The organism is Segatella sinensis (assembly GCF_040095255.1).
Taxonomy (GTDB): Bacteria; Bacteroidota; Bacteroidia; order Bacteroidales; family Bacteroidaceae; genus Prevotella; species Prevotella sinensis.
Window position 1 is genome coordinate 1 of record NZ_JBBNGE010000038.1, and the last position, 17,359, is coordinate 17,359.

General features: G+C 42.4%; 12 protein-coding genes. 3 read left to right on the top strand and 9 right to left on the bottom strand.

Annotated features, from left to right (window positions below; translation table 11 throughout):
• Nucleotides 1-112 precede the first annotated feature (112 nt).
• The 5 genes from AAAT87_RS10685 to AAAT87_RS10705 are packed head-to-tail and all read right to left on the bottom strand — an operon-like array spanning nucleotide 113 to nucleotide 7,822.
• Nucleotides 113-349, bottom strand: coding sequence for a hypothetical protein (locus AAAT87_RS10685; protein ID WP_117587914.1), 237 nt, complete (start codon nucleotides 347-349; stop codon nucleotides 113-115).
• Nucleotides 346-2,586, bottom strand: a complete 2,241-nt coding sequence (locus AAAT87_RS10690; RefSeq protein WP_349226408.1) for a DEAD/DEAH box helicase family protein — start codon at nucleotides 2,584-2,586, stop codon at nucleotides 346-348. Before AAAT87_RS10690 ends, AAAT87_RS10685 begins: the two co-directional genes overlap by 4 nt.
• Before the next feature lie 35 nt (nucleotides 2,587-2,621).
• Nucleotides 2,622-3,722, bottom strand: coding sequence for an adenine nucleotide alpha hydrolase family protein (locus AAAT87_RS10695; protein WP_117727068.1), 1,101 nt, complete (start codon nucleotides 3,720-3,722; stop codon nucleotides 2,622-2,624).
• A gap of 28 nt (nucleotides 3,723-3,750) precedes the next feature.
• Complete coding sequence (locus AAAT87_RS10700) at nucleotides 3,751-6,972, bottom strand: hypothetical protein (protein WP_349226409.1); 3,222 nt, start codon at nucleotides 6,970-6,972, stop codon at nucleotides 3,751-3,753.
• Entirely contained in the window at nucleotides 6,959-7,822 is an 864-nt protein-coding gene (locus AAAT87_RS10705; protein ID WP_288178323.1) for a DUF4007 family protein, read from the bottom strand. The genes AAAT87_RS10700 and AAAT87_RS10705 overlap by 14 nt, the downstream gene beginning before the upstream one ends.
• A 519-nt stretch (nucleotides 7,823-8,341) precedes the next feature.
• Here AAAT87_RS10705 and AAAT87_RS10710 point away from each other — a divergent pair.
• Complete coding sequence (locus AAAT87_RS10710) at nucleotides 8,342-8,875, top strand: hypothetical protein (protein WP_349226410.1); 534 nt, start codon at nucleotides 8,342-8,344, stop codon at nucleotides 8,873-8,875.
• 565 nt (nucleotides 8,876-9,440) lie between these two features.
• Here the strand turns inward: AAAT87_RS10710 and AAAT87_RS10715 are convergent.
• Both AAAT87_RS10715 and AAAT87_RS10720 read right to left on the bottom strand, forming a co-directional pair.
• On the bottom strand, nucleotides 9,441-10,103 hold the full coding sequence (locus AAAT87_RS10715) for an HU family DNA-binding protein (RefSeq protein WP_349226411.1): 663 nt from the start codon (nucleotides 10,101-10,103) through the stop codon (nucleotides 9,441-9,443).
• Between the two features lie 179 nt (nucleotides 10,104-10,282).
• A complete protein-coding gene (locus AAAT87_RS10720) occupies nucleotides 10,283-12,058 on the bottom strand; it encodes an ATP-binding protein (RefSeq protein WP_428848575.1) in 1,776 nt (591 codons plus the stop codon).
• 231 nt (nucleotides 12,059-12,289) lie between these two features.
• Here AAAT87_RS10720 and AAAT87_RS10725 point away from each other — a divergent pair, with 231 nt between their 5' ends.
• Both AAAT87_RS10725 and AAAT87_RS10730 read left to right on the top strand, forming a co-directional pair.
• Nucleotides 12,290-12,442, top strand: a complete 153-nt coding sequence (locus AAAT87_RS10725) for a hypothetical protein (protein ID WP_181985913.1) — start codon at nucleotides 12,290-12,292, stop codon at nucleotides 12,440-12,442.
• A 10-nt stretch (nucleotides 12,443-12,452) separates the two neighbouring features.
• Nucleotides 12,453-12,887 (top strand): retropepsin-like aspartic protease, encoded by a 435-nt coding sequence (locus AAAT87_RS10730; protein WP_349226413.1) that lies wholly within the window; start codon nucleotides 12,453-12,455, stop codon nucleotides 12,885-12,887.
• A gap of 125 nt (nucleotides 12,888-13,012) precedes the next feature.
• Here the strand turns inward: AAAT87_RS10730 and carB are convergent, their stop codons facing one another.
• Complete coding sequence (carB, locus tag AAAT87_RS10735) at nucleotides 13,013-16,246, bottom strand: carbamoyl-phosphate synthase (glutamine-hydrolyzing) large subunit (protein ID WP_349226414.1); 3,234 nt, start codon at nucleotides 16,244-16,246, stop codon at nucleotides 13,013-13,015.
• Nucleotides 16,247-16,258: 12 nt separating this feature from the next.
• Complete coding sequence (gene carA / locus AAAT87_RS10740; RefSeq protein WP_349226415.1) at nucleotides 16,259-17,335, bottom strand: glutamine-hydrolyzing carbamoyl-phosphate synthase small subunit; 1,077 nt, start codon at nucleotides 17,333-17,335, stop codon at nucleotides 16,259-16,261.
• Nucleotides 17,336-17,359 lie beyond the last annotated feature (24 nt).

Sequence of the window (17,359 nt, forward strand, 5' to 3'; positions counted from 1 at the left end):
GCAAAATCCTGAGCAACTTTTTGTTGCTCAGGTACTTATAAAAAATATTAAATTATAGTGTTGCGGAATTAAGGATAGCTTCGAAAATTTTCTATTTCTATCTTCTTTATTATCATACCAACAAATTATCATTAATATAAGAAAATATTGTTTTATACACTTTCTTCTGAACGCTCTCATCTGTAGAACCATCAAGTTCCTTTATGATACGAGCAACAGAAGCCACAACAACATTATCTGAATTCAAGGCTGTATATAGGTCTTCATATTCAGACTGGTCGTAATCATAGAGTTCTTGCAACTTTGTGTCATCAAGAACCATGTGAAGCATTCTTTCTTTATTTGTCATTGTATATTATCATTATTATATAAATTCAAACCATAATGTTCCATCACCTCTCTCAGTTCCAATTCTGAGTAGGAAGGATTCTCTGATAGCAATGCGAAGTTGTTCACTCTAATTAGTTCACTCTTCAGCATAGCACGCTCCATTCGATAACTACTACTATTTGGGTTAATCTCAGGAGCAACTACCAAATCATGCAACACCGCCATCTTCTTCTTAGGATGTGTTCTCAACACACGTCCTCGTCGTTGAATGAACTGACGTGGATTTCCTGTACTTGAACAAAAGATTGCTAATTCACTTCTTGGAACATCAACACCCTCATCCAAACATTTCATAGAAGTCAGCACTTGAAGTTTACCACTGGCAAATTCTTCAAGAATTTCCTCTCTATCCTTTTGCCCTGAGACAAACTTACGCACCGTTATTTTATCATCCAACTTCAATATCGACTTTGTATATAAATCTATAAGATGCTCAGAATCCTCATCTTGATTAAGCGTATCATCTTCAACTTCAAGATAATTAGGTTCATTTCCTTCAGGGACATATATCAGAGAATATTTCAAATTTCCTTTTTCTTGATACCGCTTCTTGATGATGTCCTCAAAAGCTTTAAGTTTGTTTGCTGCCTTATGAACAATTCGCTTTCTTGCCAACAAGAGCATTTTAAGTCCCTCATCCATTTTTGCAAAAGAGCAGGTATCATCATTGAAATACTTAGCTATTCTTTCAGACAACTCGACATAAGCTTCCAGTTCTTCAGTGGTCAGCCGTACTATATGTGGATAATACAGATACTTACAAAGCACACCTTTTCTGATAGCTTCTTCCATACTATACTCATAAGTATAATGATTCTCTGCACCAAAGAATTTACGCAAGTTTCTGTTACCTTCATCATCATATTGACGATCTGGTGTTGCCGACAAGCCTATTCTGCGCAGATAAGGAATATAGGCTAATCGTTTCAACATACTACCCGAAGCCATATTATGGCATTCATCAGCAATCAACAACAACTGTTTTTTACTGAAGCCGTTCAATGTATTAAATACTTTTTCACGAGTATAAGATGCATAAGTAGATATAATCACATAAGAGGTCTCACATTCATTCTTCAAACGATATTCCTCATTAAAATGAATCGACTCAACATCCTCTTTCCATAAAGGATTCTTAGAATAAACCTTTATGACATTCATAAAATTAAACTTATGACATTCTTGCTCCCACTGATTTACCAAAGTAATCGTTGGTACCAGAATTATCGCCTTATAGTATCCATTGCGCTTATAAATCTCCAACAAGCAATTCAGCGAGGTGATTGTCTTACCCGTTCCTGTGGCCATGGCAAAAAGACCTTTCTGCTTATTGTTTTTCCAGTTTTCAAAAGCCTGCTGCTGGTATTCTCTTGGACCTGATGGATATGGAAAACGTGGAGTTATCTCTTCCAGACAAATGTCCTCCCTAACCATATCTCCACCCATAAATGCCTTTTGAGCTTTTCGTTCCTGGCGAATTCTGTCCAACTTCTTTTCTACATCTAGCAACTCTTCTATGGTCGTGTCCTGATAACATGACGATACTGCCGTCTCCAACTGGCTTGGAGACAGATACTCTATATCGCTTTCCTGCTCATTCATGATAAGCTCAAACTTTGCTCTTTGAGATTTGATTCTATTCTGAGTCATCTCATCAGGAGAATCGCTTCGGTCTATCTTAATTTCCTCTATGTTATAAAGCAAACCATTAATTGTAAAATTGGCTGAACCAGTGAACGAAGTAATGGTATCATCATCACGGAATTGCCCTGTCTTGGTATGAGCTATTCCCTTATGTTTCTTTGGCTTAATGATTTTGATTTGAATTCTATTTTGAGAAATCAGATACGACAAGCATCTGAAAAACTGATTCTGGTACTCATCAAATGTCTTTCGAAGAGATTCAAAATCAGACAGATCCATACAATCAACCACTTCACCAAAGACTCCTTTCTGGATAGCTTCCTTATCTTCTTCAGAAACAATCTGGTTGATGATAAGACGCATAACTCCGCCATTTGCTATAAACGTAGCAAAGCCTTCTGCCAATACACTAATAGTGGCAGAACTGAAATAGCCCAGTTGCAGATCGAAACTGCAACTGTTCTTCAATCCATCATTAAAGAACCTTTCTGGAGAAAACTCTTCTCCAGGTATATAGGTTCCATCCTTAGCCCATTCTACATCTTTCAACATAGACGTCCCTCCGATTATATTCTAGTTATATAGTTCTAAATAAAACAGTTGGCACAAACATATTCGTCACCGAACAGTTCGGCAAGACTCGTACCTTTGTTCTTATTTTTGTTTGTTTCCTGTCGCTTGATAATATCCAGTTTCACCTGGCGAATACGCTCTGGCTTTATCAAGTCTGCCAGACTCTCATTCTGAATCCAGGTATAACCATCCTTCTCAAATGACATTGCCTTTTCGTATAAGTCAGGATGCTGCTCATAGAGCCAGATCCATTCTATCTTCTGCTGGAAGAAGCAGAAATAACAGCCACTTCGGCTTCTGCAATAGGTTCCCGTCTTACCATCCACCTCGAAAGGAATTTCCTCATAATAAGATGGTACTCCTACTCCACTATCCCTCAACAGTCTGAAGATGTCTTCCTTTACAAGCACCTCGTCGTTATCTATCAAAGGGAATGAATCCAGATGACCAACGGGATAATCAGTAGTCTTCAAGTATTCAAAGACGGCATGATTAAACATCTTCACATCTATATCCAACAATGCATTCAGCTTTTTGGAATAGTAGAATTGCTTGGTAATCGGTTTCTTCAACACATCCATCAAGTCTTCCTTCATCAATCCCTCAGGACACAACTTATCGTAGATGTCAATAATCTGCTCCTGGTTTTCTTTGTGCAAGAACTTATTGATGACATCCACGCTCCAGATATTTCTTCTGAAAGGAAAGACAGACTGAATATTAGGTTTTGAAGACACATAACCATCACGGTCTTCATCACCTCGAATGCCAACATATGATACAGCATAGTCATCACCTACATATCTTTCAAACTCATCAAGTTTCATCTTCTTGGTACACCATCGAGCTTGTGGCGATGGCAGGAATCCACCTGCAGCCTTTAGGAAATGCTCAAAAGGCGTAGGTTCAGGACTGTCTTCTGCAGCCCTAAGTCTTTTGATGTTTCCCAGATAAGCGCTCAATCTATCAATCAGCAATTCCGTCTCAGCCAATTCACAGCCAGTATCAGAATTATAATACTCAATCTTTAAGTTTGGGTATTTCTGCTTGAGATAGATGGCCAAAGCCGCACTGTCCTTTCCGCCAGATATTCCTAAAATATTTCTTACTTTCATTTTGCTCTATTCATTTTTAAGGAAGCGGCTACTTACCCAGCTTCTTATTCAATATTTTCAACAATGTACATACCGATACATTGTCATTTCCAATGCCATCAAGTAGCTTGTCGATGCTCTTTTCCAATTCCTCAGCCTTCTGCATCTCGCTTTCTGGCAATCTGAAAGTCTGGGAATGGATATTGCTGCCCTTCGTTGAAACCAAATCCAACGAATAAATCTCATCCGATTCATCTTCTGCCACCTTGGATATATCAGAATATTTCTCACATTCATGAAAGAGCATAAGCAAACTGTCAATCAGTTTTTCTTCTTGCTCATCTCGCAATCGCTCCAAAGGTTGCTCCAATGCCGTATAGCAAATAGACTGGTACCACTCATTGCGGTTATCAAACTCGGCCATCACATGCTGATAGAATTCCTTCAGTCTATCTGTCAGGAGATATTCCTTGACATGAGCCAAACGCTTTCTAATCTCTACCACATATTCAGAATAATCGTATGACCCTATGCCTAATGTTTCCAACAAGCGACCTTCCACACGGTCTATCATATCAGAATAGCAAGAACGAAGTTCCTTGACAGCCCGATTGATGACATAACAGAACTCCTGTACCTTATCCGGATTCTGCAAAGCTTCCTTATCGTAGCCCAAAGCCTCTGGCAAATCCTCAAAGAAAGTCTTCTCCGGGTCCTTTGCCCTAGCCAGAGTATCACGGAATCTTACCGTCTGCTCATGATTGAACTTACGGGTATGCTTGGCATAATCATTCAATCTCTTGTTATAGAAGAAAAAGAATGGCTTGATGGTTTCTATGAAATCATCGCTCTTGATACTTCCCATGGCTTCAACATTCAGGAACTTACGATACTGGTTGAATATCTGCACCTTAACACCTGTCACGTCGAATGCCTTGACCAGATATTCTCCCGGATGCTTCTGCAACAACTCGAAGAACTCCATGTTGATATTTGGGATATATGCTCCATTGGTTCCATACAGAGAGAAATCCTGCTTCTTTATATATAAATAGGTGGGAATCCAGAAATCCAGGAATCCCTGCTTCAACTTATATGGTTTTGCTGACAACTTCTTAATCAGCTCAGAAATCTTACGAGGTTTGAAAGTCGTAGATTTCAGAAATTCCTCACATGCATCCCACAAAGGCATGATTCCTTCATTGGATGGCACATCAGTAAACTCTCCATTCATATGAAGCCCCGTACTCTTCAAGAGAGAATAATAAATGGTTTTCTCCGGTGGGAACTTGTCGCCAGGGAATCCTAAGTCCTGTTCATTGCTCTGATTCAGCAATGCAGCCAGGTACTTACCTTTCGCACTAGAGATAGAACCACTCAACTTATGCTTGTTGAACAATTCATTGTTCATCACTGGAGTCTGAGAATAAATCTCATCGCATACCACAGACAGCAACTGGTTGAAGTCTCTTAAGGAGCAAACATCTCTTTCCTCTCCCTTGAAAATCCAAGTTACATCTCCATTATATGCAAACAAGCTATCACAGATAGATTTATTGAGAATCACTTTCTCATATTCCATCAGATTATTGATTTCGTTGATAGCAACCTTATCAGATTTATCTACCAACACCTTGCTCAATATATATTTGTACTTTTCAATCAGATAGAGGTGAGACACCAACTCGTCTGTATTTCTGAAACAAACAAAGATGATGGCATTCTCGCTCTTTTCACTTAGCTCGCAAATCTCCTCCAACACTTTCTTACGGGAAGAGAAGATCAACTGAATATATCCATCAGTATCACCGGTAGGAGTCTTGTCCACTCCTTCACCCAGCACTTCATACTCAAAGTATCTTGGAGTACCTTTCTGGAAATAGCAAGCCTTGACTGGAGCCACCTTCTTGAAACAATAGTTTCTGATATCATCCACAAAGTTTACAGGACGGCTAACCACCAAACCAGCCTTGCGGATTTCATCTTCTATATTGATATCTGTGCCATCAAAAAGAATGTAGCGGAACTTATAGCTGGCATATCGGATAATCTTGAATTGCTCCAACTTCTTTAAAAGCCCCGTTGGGTTTTCTATATTCAAAGCTGTATTGGCATACTGGGCAGTATCCTCACGGTTCATCTTAAATGAAGCATTGCCGAAAAGATTCAGTAATCCGATGGCTTTCACCAGCTTGATGGCATCTACAAGGTCTGACTTGGTTTCCCATAGTTGACCTTCCACTCTCTCGATGGCAACCTGCATCGAACTCCATTGCATGGAGTCGGCATTCGCCTCCTTCAGGTAAGAGTAGAAATTATAGTAGATATAATCATAGCAGCACTGAAGCTGATATATCTTTCCCTCATATTCAGACAAAGAGTTACGTCCCCTTGCATTCAAGAAAGAGAACAAAGAACGCTCATTCTGTCCATATCTCTGAATGGCCTGTGTAATGACGTATGCAGCAAATGGTTCCAGCGGAGCCAATGCCTGCGCAGTTGCTTCAGAAAAGTTTTGAGATACAAAACCGGTCTTCTTTGCCAACGAAGCCAATGAATCAATCACGGAATCTTCATTTTGCATAGTTCTACCGGCATCAATCTGCGTAGAAGCCAGATAGAGAAGCTGCTCTATCGGTTCTACGAAAACCAACTCCTGAAAACGTCCCTTTACTTTCGTCCACTCTTCTTTCTGTACTTCATTCAACTTACGGGAGTAAGCATTGAAATTCTGATGAAGCGTAGTCAGAAGAAGGATATTTCTGGATGGAACATTCACGAACTCTGCCAATTTCTGCATGAAGTAAAGTTCACGCTCCGGATTATTCTTGGCAGCATGCTCCAACACCTTGCCAAACTCATCAATGAAGATAACCAGGAATTTTCCCTGGCTCTTCAGTTTGTTATACTTGGCTTTGAGTTCATCAAGAATGCTATCAGCTGTGCCATCAACAGAGAGTTTTTGACTCAACAAGACAGACAGTTCCTTATAGTCGCCAACAATTTTAAGTACTTCAAACTTCTTCTTCTCAGAAAGTTCAGAAGGATTCAACAATTCATATTGCTTACCTCCCATCAAGTCTCTTTCCAAAGCCAATAAGAAACTGGACTTACCTGTTCCATAAGAGCCAATGATGGTATAAGAATGAACTCCCGACCGGAATCCATTCGCAATACCCTCTGCCACCTGGCGAGCATTAGGGGTTACGATATATTTGGCCTCACTAGCAAAGCCTTCCTCTATGTTTGCTGATAAACTAAACTGTCGCATTCTTATAATACTTATCTAAAACATCAATGTCCTTCAAAGAAGAACCTTCCTTAAACAATAGCTGACGGATACCTGCATTATCACTATACTGGACATACTCCGAATAATGCTCACCGATAGACTGGGCCATATCTATGACCTCAGCATCTGTCATGCAGAACATCAAGCCTATTTCCTGCAATGTATCGTATGATACAGACTTATCCTTACCTTTTTCCTGAAGAATGGCATATAAGAAAATCTCCATCGGAACCCTGCGCTTACCTTCGATATTGAAGGCGAACGTCTTACCATTATCTTCAGTTCTTATCAGATCCAAATCAATCAAAAGAGAAGAATAATCCTCAAACGACTTGGCCTTATAAGGTTGGGCATAGTTCTGCAACAGTACACCCACATCTTTCTTGGTGGTATTCACATTAAAGATTTTGTCCTTTCCGTCCTCTATCATCAGTCTTTTCACAAAGTTCACCAATTGTTCCCTCTCAAAGACCTTGCGTTCTTTTTGGAATTGCACAAAAGTAATATGATAAAGCGTTGCTTCTTTCAAACTTACCAAAAGGTAGTGAAGCAACCACAAAGTTCCCAAACTTTCAATGTACTTATCTACGCCTTCTGATTCATCGAATAAATAATCTGCTATTCTGCTTGGCTCATCCTGATTGGAAATACCAAACACCTTAAGCCAATATCGGATAGAAGAAACCATGTTTTTACCTACTCCCAAAGCTATTACAGCATCAGAAGCATTGAAGTTTCCTCCATCTATCATAAAGTTATATCCCTTGGTGAGCCATAAGGTTTTGCAAGGAAAAGATTCATGTCCAGAGAGTGTATATTTGTTGTACATCTATCTTCTTCAAAGCGATAGAATCCCGGTATCGTGAGTTGTGTTAGTATTCTGTTAGGCCTCTATAAAACGGAAACGTGGGATTCTCCTTGCCCATCCCACCACTCGAAGGCCTTCGCATTGCCCTAGTTGAAAGAGACGGACAATGCAGAAAGCCCACGTTATGGTATATGATGATTCCAGGTACGAACATATAGTCATACACGATACCAAAACATACAGTTATGGTATGCATACGACAGTTCGCAGCAGGATACTATACACCTACCGTGAGCATTCACCATTGTCACATCTACGTCCAACTAAAGGTAAAGTTGCGAAGTTTACGAGTAGTCGCAGACGAACGTTAGTAAACGCTCTATTCCATAAAAGTCACACCCACCCGCTCAGCCCTTCGGGCTTTCTGCGGTAGAATGCAATTGCAAAAATAACAATATTTTTCGAAATACATGCGCTTATTTCGAATTATTTTTGTATTTTTGCAGAAAAAGTTGTCAAACCCATTAAAATGCAGCTGTTATGACTACATATCTCAGATTTTTCGACTATAACAAGGCATTTGATTACTATTGCGAGCTCATCGATAAGATGAACCAATGTACCAATAGGAAAAGCCATATACGTATCATCGCCAAGCCAGTACTTATCCTATCTATCATCAAACTGATTGAAAACGGAAAGTCTGTCAACCAGTTCACATATGAGGAGATTGTACCAACATACAAAGGTGTTTTCGGAGAGTGCTTTATGAAAGCTCATCAAGAGAATCTTACCCCCTTACACTATCCGTACTATTTCTTGAAATCAGATAAGTTCTGGCATTTGGTCTGGACAAATGCTGAAGTAAAAACCGAGTCTCCTTCAAGAGTGTGGCTGGAGAGGAATACCAAATACGCCAATATTGACAAGGAACTATGGATATTATTATCCCATCCTACATATCGGGAGAAATTAAAGAATTACATCATCGAGGAGAAAGTTCTTAAAGTATTCAAAGAAGAAAAGAACAAAGGTGGCTTTAAGGCTTTGCTGCAATTGTTGATGGTAATATAAAAACAACATGAAATGGATTATAAAGATGCCGCAAACTTAACAACAAAACTGGCGACATCTTTATATCTATAATAAGTTTTTTCTGCGAAAAAAGTCTCATAGTCTCATTTTTACTCTCAAAATACCAGTTATCTTTCTGATGATTAACAACTTAACTTCAATGATACTTCTTGAAAAACGCGGCAAGAAGTATCATCATATTATGGTCGTACAACTAAAAGGTGTATAGTTGTACGACTATAAAGCTACGATTGTACAACTATAGAGTGTATAGTCGTACGACTAAACAGGTTATAACCGTACAACTAAAGGGGTTATAGTTGTACGATAACAAGGTGTTGCCACTAGGCTCGACAGAGGTGCTGACTGCAGTCAGCAGACCTGCTGACTAGGCTCTGCAGAGCTGCCGAGCCTAGTGGCAACAATGGAGAAGGTACTTCCTTCCACCTGGAATGATACTTCCTTCCACCTGGAATGATACTTTCTCCAACCCGAGAAGAACTCTTTCCAACATGGCAAGAAGCTCTTTCCAACCCGTAAAGATGCTTATCCCCACCTCCTATCTTTATTCCTTCTTCCTCAATCGATAGAGCGTAACGGGGCCTTCCTTGGTGGCATACATCCGGGCTGCAGGCTCCTCGCAGAGATCATTCAATACCTTATTGGCATGATAGCGGGTGACACCGAATTTGCGAATCATATCCTTCACCGTGATATATCCCTGCTGCTGGCAAATCTCCACAATGTCGGCAAACTCCTGATCCGCCTCCTTCGGAGCAAATTTCACATTCCAATACTGGCGACTACAACCGTTAGAACGACGTTTCAATCTTTCCAGGAATTCCTTCGTGGGCTGAATCTCCAAACCGCAGATATCCACCTCGTTGGCTGGAATCAAGTCGCCCTCATGATAGGTCTTCTTCCATTCATTTCCCTCCTTATCCTTATGCTTCACCACGCCCAGTTTAGGCTTGACGATAAACATATCACCTACCCTCACCTCGTTGCCGTCAGCCAAGGCATAAAGCGTTTCATCCTCCAGCGTTTCCAATGCAGAGATAAAGGAGGAAACATTCATTGCACAATGATCGCGAACACGTTTCTCCATCTTCTCCTGGTCAACGATATCCCGCTTCACAAACATCGGATGTATCTGATACTTACCGCTTTCGTCCTTGAAGGGCGTGCGATGCTCCAAATAATTGATTGAACCTGTTGCTCTTGACATATTCTTAGTTTTTTATTCTTTAAAAGATAATACACAAAGATACTGATTATTAACGAGATATGCAATTATTTTATGTTAACTTTGCTAAAAGATAGAGTTATAATAGGGTGTTTTGTGATAAAAGATAGAGTTATAAAGGCATATTTTGTGATAAAAGATAGAGTTATAAACCCTATCTTTTACTCTATTTCCTCTATTCTTGCCAACTCCCAGCCCTTAAACTGCATGATAATCTTATGAAGCGTTGTGCCCTGGCGAAGAGCCTCAACCCTTGGAGCATCGGCATATCGCCTAATCTGTTCCACTGCATCCAACCATTGCTTCTCCGACTTCTTCATAGGGCTACCATCTTCCTTCAAGACATCCTTCAACACTTCATCAAACTCCTTTCTGGAGAGAACCTTGAGTTCGAGGATATAACTGTGCTGACTGGCATAATGGGTATGATCAGGCAACAGGAAGAAATCACAATAGCCATGATTCAACTCTAATTCGGGAGCCGTGATGTAATAATCGTTGAGGTTCAAGTATGCCATAAAGAAACCTTGCAGGTTTCGCTCCGATTCTATTCCGTCACGCACAGAAGAAACCTTAGCGTAGGCATCAGCCATGAAACGCAGTCCTTCTTCCCATACTCCTTCATAAGCCATGTTGTAATAGTAATCCGTCAATCTGTTGGTATCTACATACGACTTTGCCTGATACTCTTCTTCCAAATATCCGTAATACTGCTTGCGAACATTATTATTAGGAATGCCCAAAATCAACTTAGAACCACGTGTACCCTTGATGGTCAACATACCATAATAAAAAAGTAAACTTGGGAAGATTTCAGCCTTCGGTATCTGATAGGCAGAGAACTGCTCCTCCGGTTGGGCAACAATCTGTCCCTCTTCCGCAATCTTACGGATGATACCCTTGCGCTCGCCATCCAACTTATCGAATTGCAAGAGTTTCTTCATCTTGCCATAATCGGTCTTGGTATTCGGGTCTATCATCTGCCGAGGAGAGCGTCCGTAATCCATATAATTGCGAAGATAGTAAAGCACCATATCGCAATTAAACATTCTGACACTCTTATTCAATGCTTCTTCTGCAAAGCAATAGTTGTCGTACCAAGGCTTCATATCGTTGACGATGGCTTCCACATCACTATCTGCAGGAATGCTTCCCATCTCCTTATAATAAGTGAACATCTCGACCACGTTCTTGGTAGAGAAGCCCAGCATCTCGTCGAACTCTGGCTTTAAGGAGATATTCCATCCCACATTATACCCACTTGTCACATCATCCAGGGTTACAGGACTGACACCCATCATGAAGATGCGCTCGAAGTTTCCCTTGAACTTCTTGAAGACATCACGATAGAAACCATCAGCATGAGTAATGGCATGATACACTTTCTCACCATGTTCATTGAGCACTACATTAGTAAAATTATCATACTCGTCGATGATAAGATAAAGCTGAAAATGATTTGCCTTGGCTGCATCAAAGATTATCTGCATCTTATCAGCATACTGTGTCTTCGCCTTGATTTCCTGCACCTTCTTATCACCATAATATGCAGCATACTGCTCTGCAAAACTATCCAACTTGATACAGAGATAGGCATTGAATCTTTCCTCCAAAATTTCAATCTTACCTGTAATCTGAGAAAAATCCAGGAACAGTACCTGGTAAATTCCTTGCAGGGATGTAGGATGCTGCCATATCCACAAACTACCGAAGAGTTTTTCGAAACTCTCCTTCTGGTTACAGTCATAGTAAGAGTAGAGCATACTGAGAAACAGGCTCTTTCCAAAACGACGGGGACGGACGAAGAAGAGATTGCGAGGCTGCTTCTCCAGCTCTGGCAAAAACATCGTCTTATCGACATAATATAGATTCTGACTCATCACCGTGGCAAAATCAGATACTCCGTATGGTACTTGTTTTACTTGCTGTTTCATCATGCTATGAAATTTAACCAGTTTACATATGCAAAGTTACGGCTTTATTTTGAAACAACCAAAGTTTTCACTGCTTTTTTGGTCGCACAAGTATACAATCCCACATTATAAACACAGGATTTAACTGATACACCCTTAACATTTGATTATAAATCTCTAAAATTACAAGAAAAGTTTGGCTGTTTCGATTATTCAGCGTATCTTTGCAACAATAATAAAAGAAAGGAAAGCTATATGGAAACAAAAGACAAGAAAATACAAGTTCATACTATAGACTACAAAGACATCGACAAGTTTTTCCCTGCTCATAGCGAGATTACTATGTCTCCACTTCCGAAAGGACACATAGCACGACTTGCTACCATCCACAAGGTTAAGGCTCAATAAAAACTTCAAGATGAAAAAGTCTATTACACAAAAATATCCTGCAAAGGCTGAAAGCATTCTGTCAAGTTGTTTTGTGCTAAAACCTGCAACTAACAATAAACTTGAATATTGCGAAGCCAAGGATGTCCTTTGGGATACAGGTGCTACAAACACTATTATATCCAGAAACATAGCAGATGCTTTAGGATTGGAACCTATCCAAAAAGCCATGATTGCAGGAATTGGCGGAAATGTAGAGGCTTACACTTATAAAATAAGCCTATATTTTGCCAAAGAAGGTGCTTGGATAAAAGATTTGGAAGTTCTTGCTTGTGATTTAGAAGACAATGACATTATCATTGGCATGGACACCATTACACGAGGAGACTTAGCTATCACCAACAAAAATGGAGAAACATGGTTCTCTTTCCGTATTCCTTCACAAGAGCATATTGAATTTGAATAAGACGTTTATTATCTAAAAAATCCCTGCCATAGGAAGCCTTTCCTACAGCAGGGATTTTTCTATTGGGAATCATCAAGAATGACTTAACTGTCAATTCTTAATCACTAATAAATAATCACTAAACATTATTTATACTCTCCCCAAGCCTTGATATCGATATCCTCGAGCTTGGTGGTGCAGAATGCATAGATGAATGCACTCGCCAGACGGCTGTTGGTAATCAATGGCACATTCAAGTCGATGGCAGCACGACGAATCTTGTAACCATTGCTCAACTCGCTGCTGGTCAAGTTCTTCGGAATATTCACTACCATATCAATCTCGTGATTGTGGAGCATCTCCAAAGCCTTTGGTGCACCGCCTTTTGCCTCCTCTGATGGCCAGAGCACACGGGTGTTCTCAATGCCGTTCTCGGTGAGGAACTTGCTACTACCACCAGTTGCATACAGCTTGTAACCATGCTTAACCAGCATCTGGGCAGCATCGAGCAAATCTACCTTCTGCTTGGCAGAACCTGTAGAAAGCAGGATGTTCTTGGCTGGAATGCGATGACCCACAGAAAGCATACTCTTCAGAAGAGCGGTAGATGTATCGTCGCCCAAGCAACCTACCTCACCCGTACTGCTCATATCCACACCCAATACTGGGTCTGCCTTCTGCAGACGGTTGAAGCTGAACTGAGATGCCTTGATACCTACATAGTCGAGATCGAAGAGGTTCTTGTGTGGCTTCTCTACTGGCAAACCGAGCATTACACGGGTAGCCAACTCGATGAGGTTGATCTTCAATACCTTGCTCACGAATGGGAACGAACGGCTGGCACGCAAGTTACACTCGATAACGAGAATATCATTGTCACGAGCCATGAACTGGATGTTGAACGGACCGTTGATGTGCAACTCCTTGGCAATCTGACGACCTACTCGCTTTACACGACGAACTGTCTCAACATACAACTTCTGAGGAGGGAACTGGATGGTAGCATCGCCTGAGTGAACACCGGCAAACTCGATGTGCTCAGAAATGGCATAGGCAATCACCTCACCATTCTTTGCCACTGCATCCATCTCAATCTCCTTGGCATGTTCGATAAACTTACTAACTACCACTGGGTGATCCTCACTCACGTTGGCTGCCAACTGCAGGAATCGCTTCAGCTCTTCCTCATTAGAACATACGTTCATCGCAGCACCAGAAAGCACGTAGCTAGGACGAACCAATACAGGGAAACCTACACGCTCGATGAAGTTGTCGATGTCCTCCATAGAGGTCAGGGCGCTCCACTCTGGCTGGTTGATGCCATTGTTGGTCAACATCTGAGAGAACTTGGCACGGTCCTCAGCGTTATCGATGTCCTTGGCAGCAGTACCCAGGATTGGCACGTTCTGTGCATCCAGGTGCATAGCCAGGTTGTTTGGAATCTGACCACCGGTAGATACGATGACGCCATGAGGCTGCTCCATCTCGATGATATCCATCACACGCTCGAAGGTCAACTCGTCGAAGTAGAGACGGTCGCACATATCGTAGTCGGTAGATACGGTCTCTGGGTTGTAGTTGATCATCACTGAGCGCCAGCCTTCCTTGCGGATGGTGTTCAATGCCTGAACGCCACACCAGTCGAACTCTACGGAAGAACCGATGCGGTAAGCACCCGAACCGAGTACGACGATAGAACGGTGGTCGTTCTCGAAGGTGATGTCACTTTTCACGCCTGCATAGGTTACATAGAGGTAGTTGGTCTGAGCAGGATACTCTGCTGCCAGGGTATCAATCTGCTTTACTACTGGCAGAATGCCATAGCTCTTGCGCTTGTTGCGAACCAGGAGGGCAGCCTTGTGCATGTTGCCCAACTCCTGCTCCAAGCCCACGGCACGGGCTACCTGGAAGTCGGTGAAACCATAAACCTTAGCAGAACGGAGCAGATCCTGACCGATGGTATTGATGTTGCACTTCTTCATCTCCTCGTCGATGTCGATGATGTGCTTCAACTTCTCGAGGAACCACTTGTCAATCTTGGTCAAGTCGTGAATCTGATCTACGGTATAGCCCTTGTGCATTGCCTTTGAAATCACGAACACACGCTTATCTGTTGGCTCGCGCAAAGCTGCATCGATATCATCGATTTCAAGCTCCTTGTTCTCTACGAAACCGTGCATGCCCTGACCAATCATACGAAGACCCTTCTGGATGGCCTCCTCGAAGTTGCGGCCGATGGCCATTACCTCACCTACTGACTTCATAGATGAACCCAACTCCTTATCTACGCCACGGAACTTAGACAAGTCCCAACGAGGAATCTTACAAACCACGTAGTCCAATGCTGGCTCGAAGAAAGCTGATGTGGTCTTGGTTACAGAGTTCTTCAACTCAAACAGACCGTAACCCATACCGAGCTTGGCTGCAACGAAGGCAAGAGGATAACCGGTAGCCTTAGATGCCAAGGCAGAAGAACGGCTCAAGCGGGCATTCACCTCAATAACGCGATAGTCCTCACTCTTAGGATCGAAGGCATACTGCACGTTACACTCACCCACGATTCCGATGTGACGGATAATCTTGATGGCGAGGGCACGGAGCTTATGATACTCAGCATTGCTCAGGGTCTGAGATGGAGCGATGACGATACTCTCACCGGTATGGATGCCCAGTGGGTCGAAGTTCTCCATGTTACAAACTGTGATACAGTTGTCGTAACGGTCGCGAACCACTTCATACTCTATCTCCTTCCAGCCCTTCAAGCTCTTCTCCACCAATACCTGTGGAGAGAATGAGAAGGCCTTCTCTGCGAGCTTGTTCAGCTCCTCCTCGTTGTCAGCGAAACCAGAACCGAGTCCACCCAAGGCGTAAGCAGCACGGATGATGACAGGATAACCGAGCTCGGCAGCGGCCTTGCGGGCCTGCTCGATGTTCTCGCAAGCCTCACTCTTGATGGTCTTCACATTGATTTCATCCAGCTTCTCTACGAAGAGCTCACGGTCCTCAGTATCCATGATAGCCTGTACTGGAGTACCCAATACCTTGACATTATATTTCTCCAGGATGCCCTGGCGATAGAGTTCCACACCACAGTTGAGGGCTGTCTGACCACCGAAGCTGAGGAGGATACCGTCTGGCTTCTCCTTCTGGATAACACGCTCTACGAAGTATGGCTGCACTGGCAGGAAGTAAATCTGATCGGCAACGCCTTCTGATGTCTGTACGGTTGCGATATTCGGGTTGATGAGCACAGTCTCGATACCTTCCTCGCGCAATGCCTTCAGGGCCTGCGAACCTGAGTAGTCGAACTCACCTGCTTCACCGATCTTCAAGGCTCCAGAACCTAAGAGGAGCACCTTCTTTATATTTTCGTCTTTCATCTTTTATCCTAATTATTTAAGTGTTTCTACAAACTTATCAAACATGAACTCAGTATCCACAGGGCCTGAGCAAGCCTCTGGGTGGAACTGGCTTGAGAACCAAGGGTTCACCTTGTGGCGGATACCCTCGTTAGAGCCATCATTCATATTTACAAAGAGTTCCTCCCAATCGTTGTCCAATGTCTTGGCATCAACGGCATAACCATGGTTCTGAGAGGTGATGTAGCAATTGTTGGTTCCTACCATGCGCACTGGCTGGTTGTGTGAACGGTGACCATACTTCAACTTGTAGATGGTAGCACCGGCTGCCTTGGAAAGCAACTGGTTACCCATACAGATACCGCAGATAGGCTTGCGGCTCTGGCTGATCTGCTTGCGAATAATGTTTACTGCATCCTCACACATGTCTGGGTCGCCAGGACCATTGGCCAGGAACAGGCCGTCGAAGTCCATATCGGTGTAATCGTAATTCCAAGGCACACGGATTACCTCAACGCCTCTGTTGATGAGGCAACGGATGATGTTTGCCTTCACACCGCAGTCAACGAGTACCACCTTCTTGCCGGCACCCTCGTTGTAACGGATAATCTCCTTGCAGCTCACCTGGTCAACGAAGTTTACACCCTCATAGTTAGCTTCAGGGATGTTGTCAGGTTCATCATCAAAGAGAATCTTACCCATCATCACACCATGCTCACGAAGCACCTTAGTCAACTCACGGGTATCGATGTCTGTGATTCCTGGCACCTTTTCGCGCTTCAACCAGTCGGCAAGACTCTCCACTGCATTCCAGTGGCTGTACTGCTCGCTGTAATCATTCACGATGATGGCAGAAGCATAAATCTTGTCACTCTCCATGAAGGTTGGCAAACCGTTCTCCTCGAAAGTAAATGGTGGCACACCATAGTTGCCCACGAGAGGGAATGTAAGTGTCATCAACTGACCGGCGTAAGAAGGGTCGGTCAAACTCTCTGGATATCCCATCATGGCTGTGTTGAACACAACCTCGCCCGCTACAGGAGCGTCATATCCAAAAGATTTGCCATGGAACTTGGTTCCATCGCTCAAAACTAAGGTTACTTTTTTCATATCTGACATTTGATTCTTTTATTT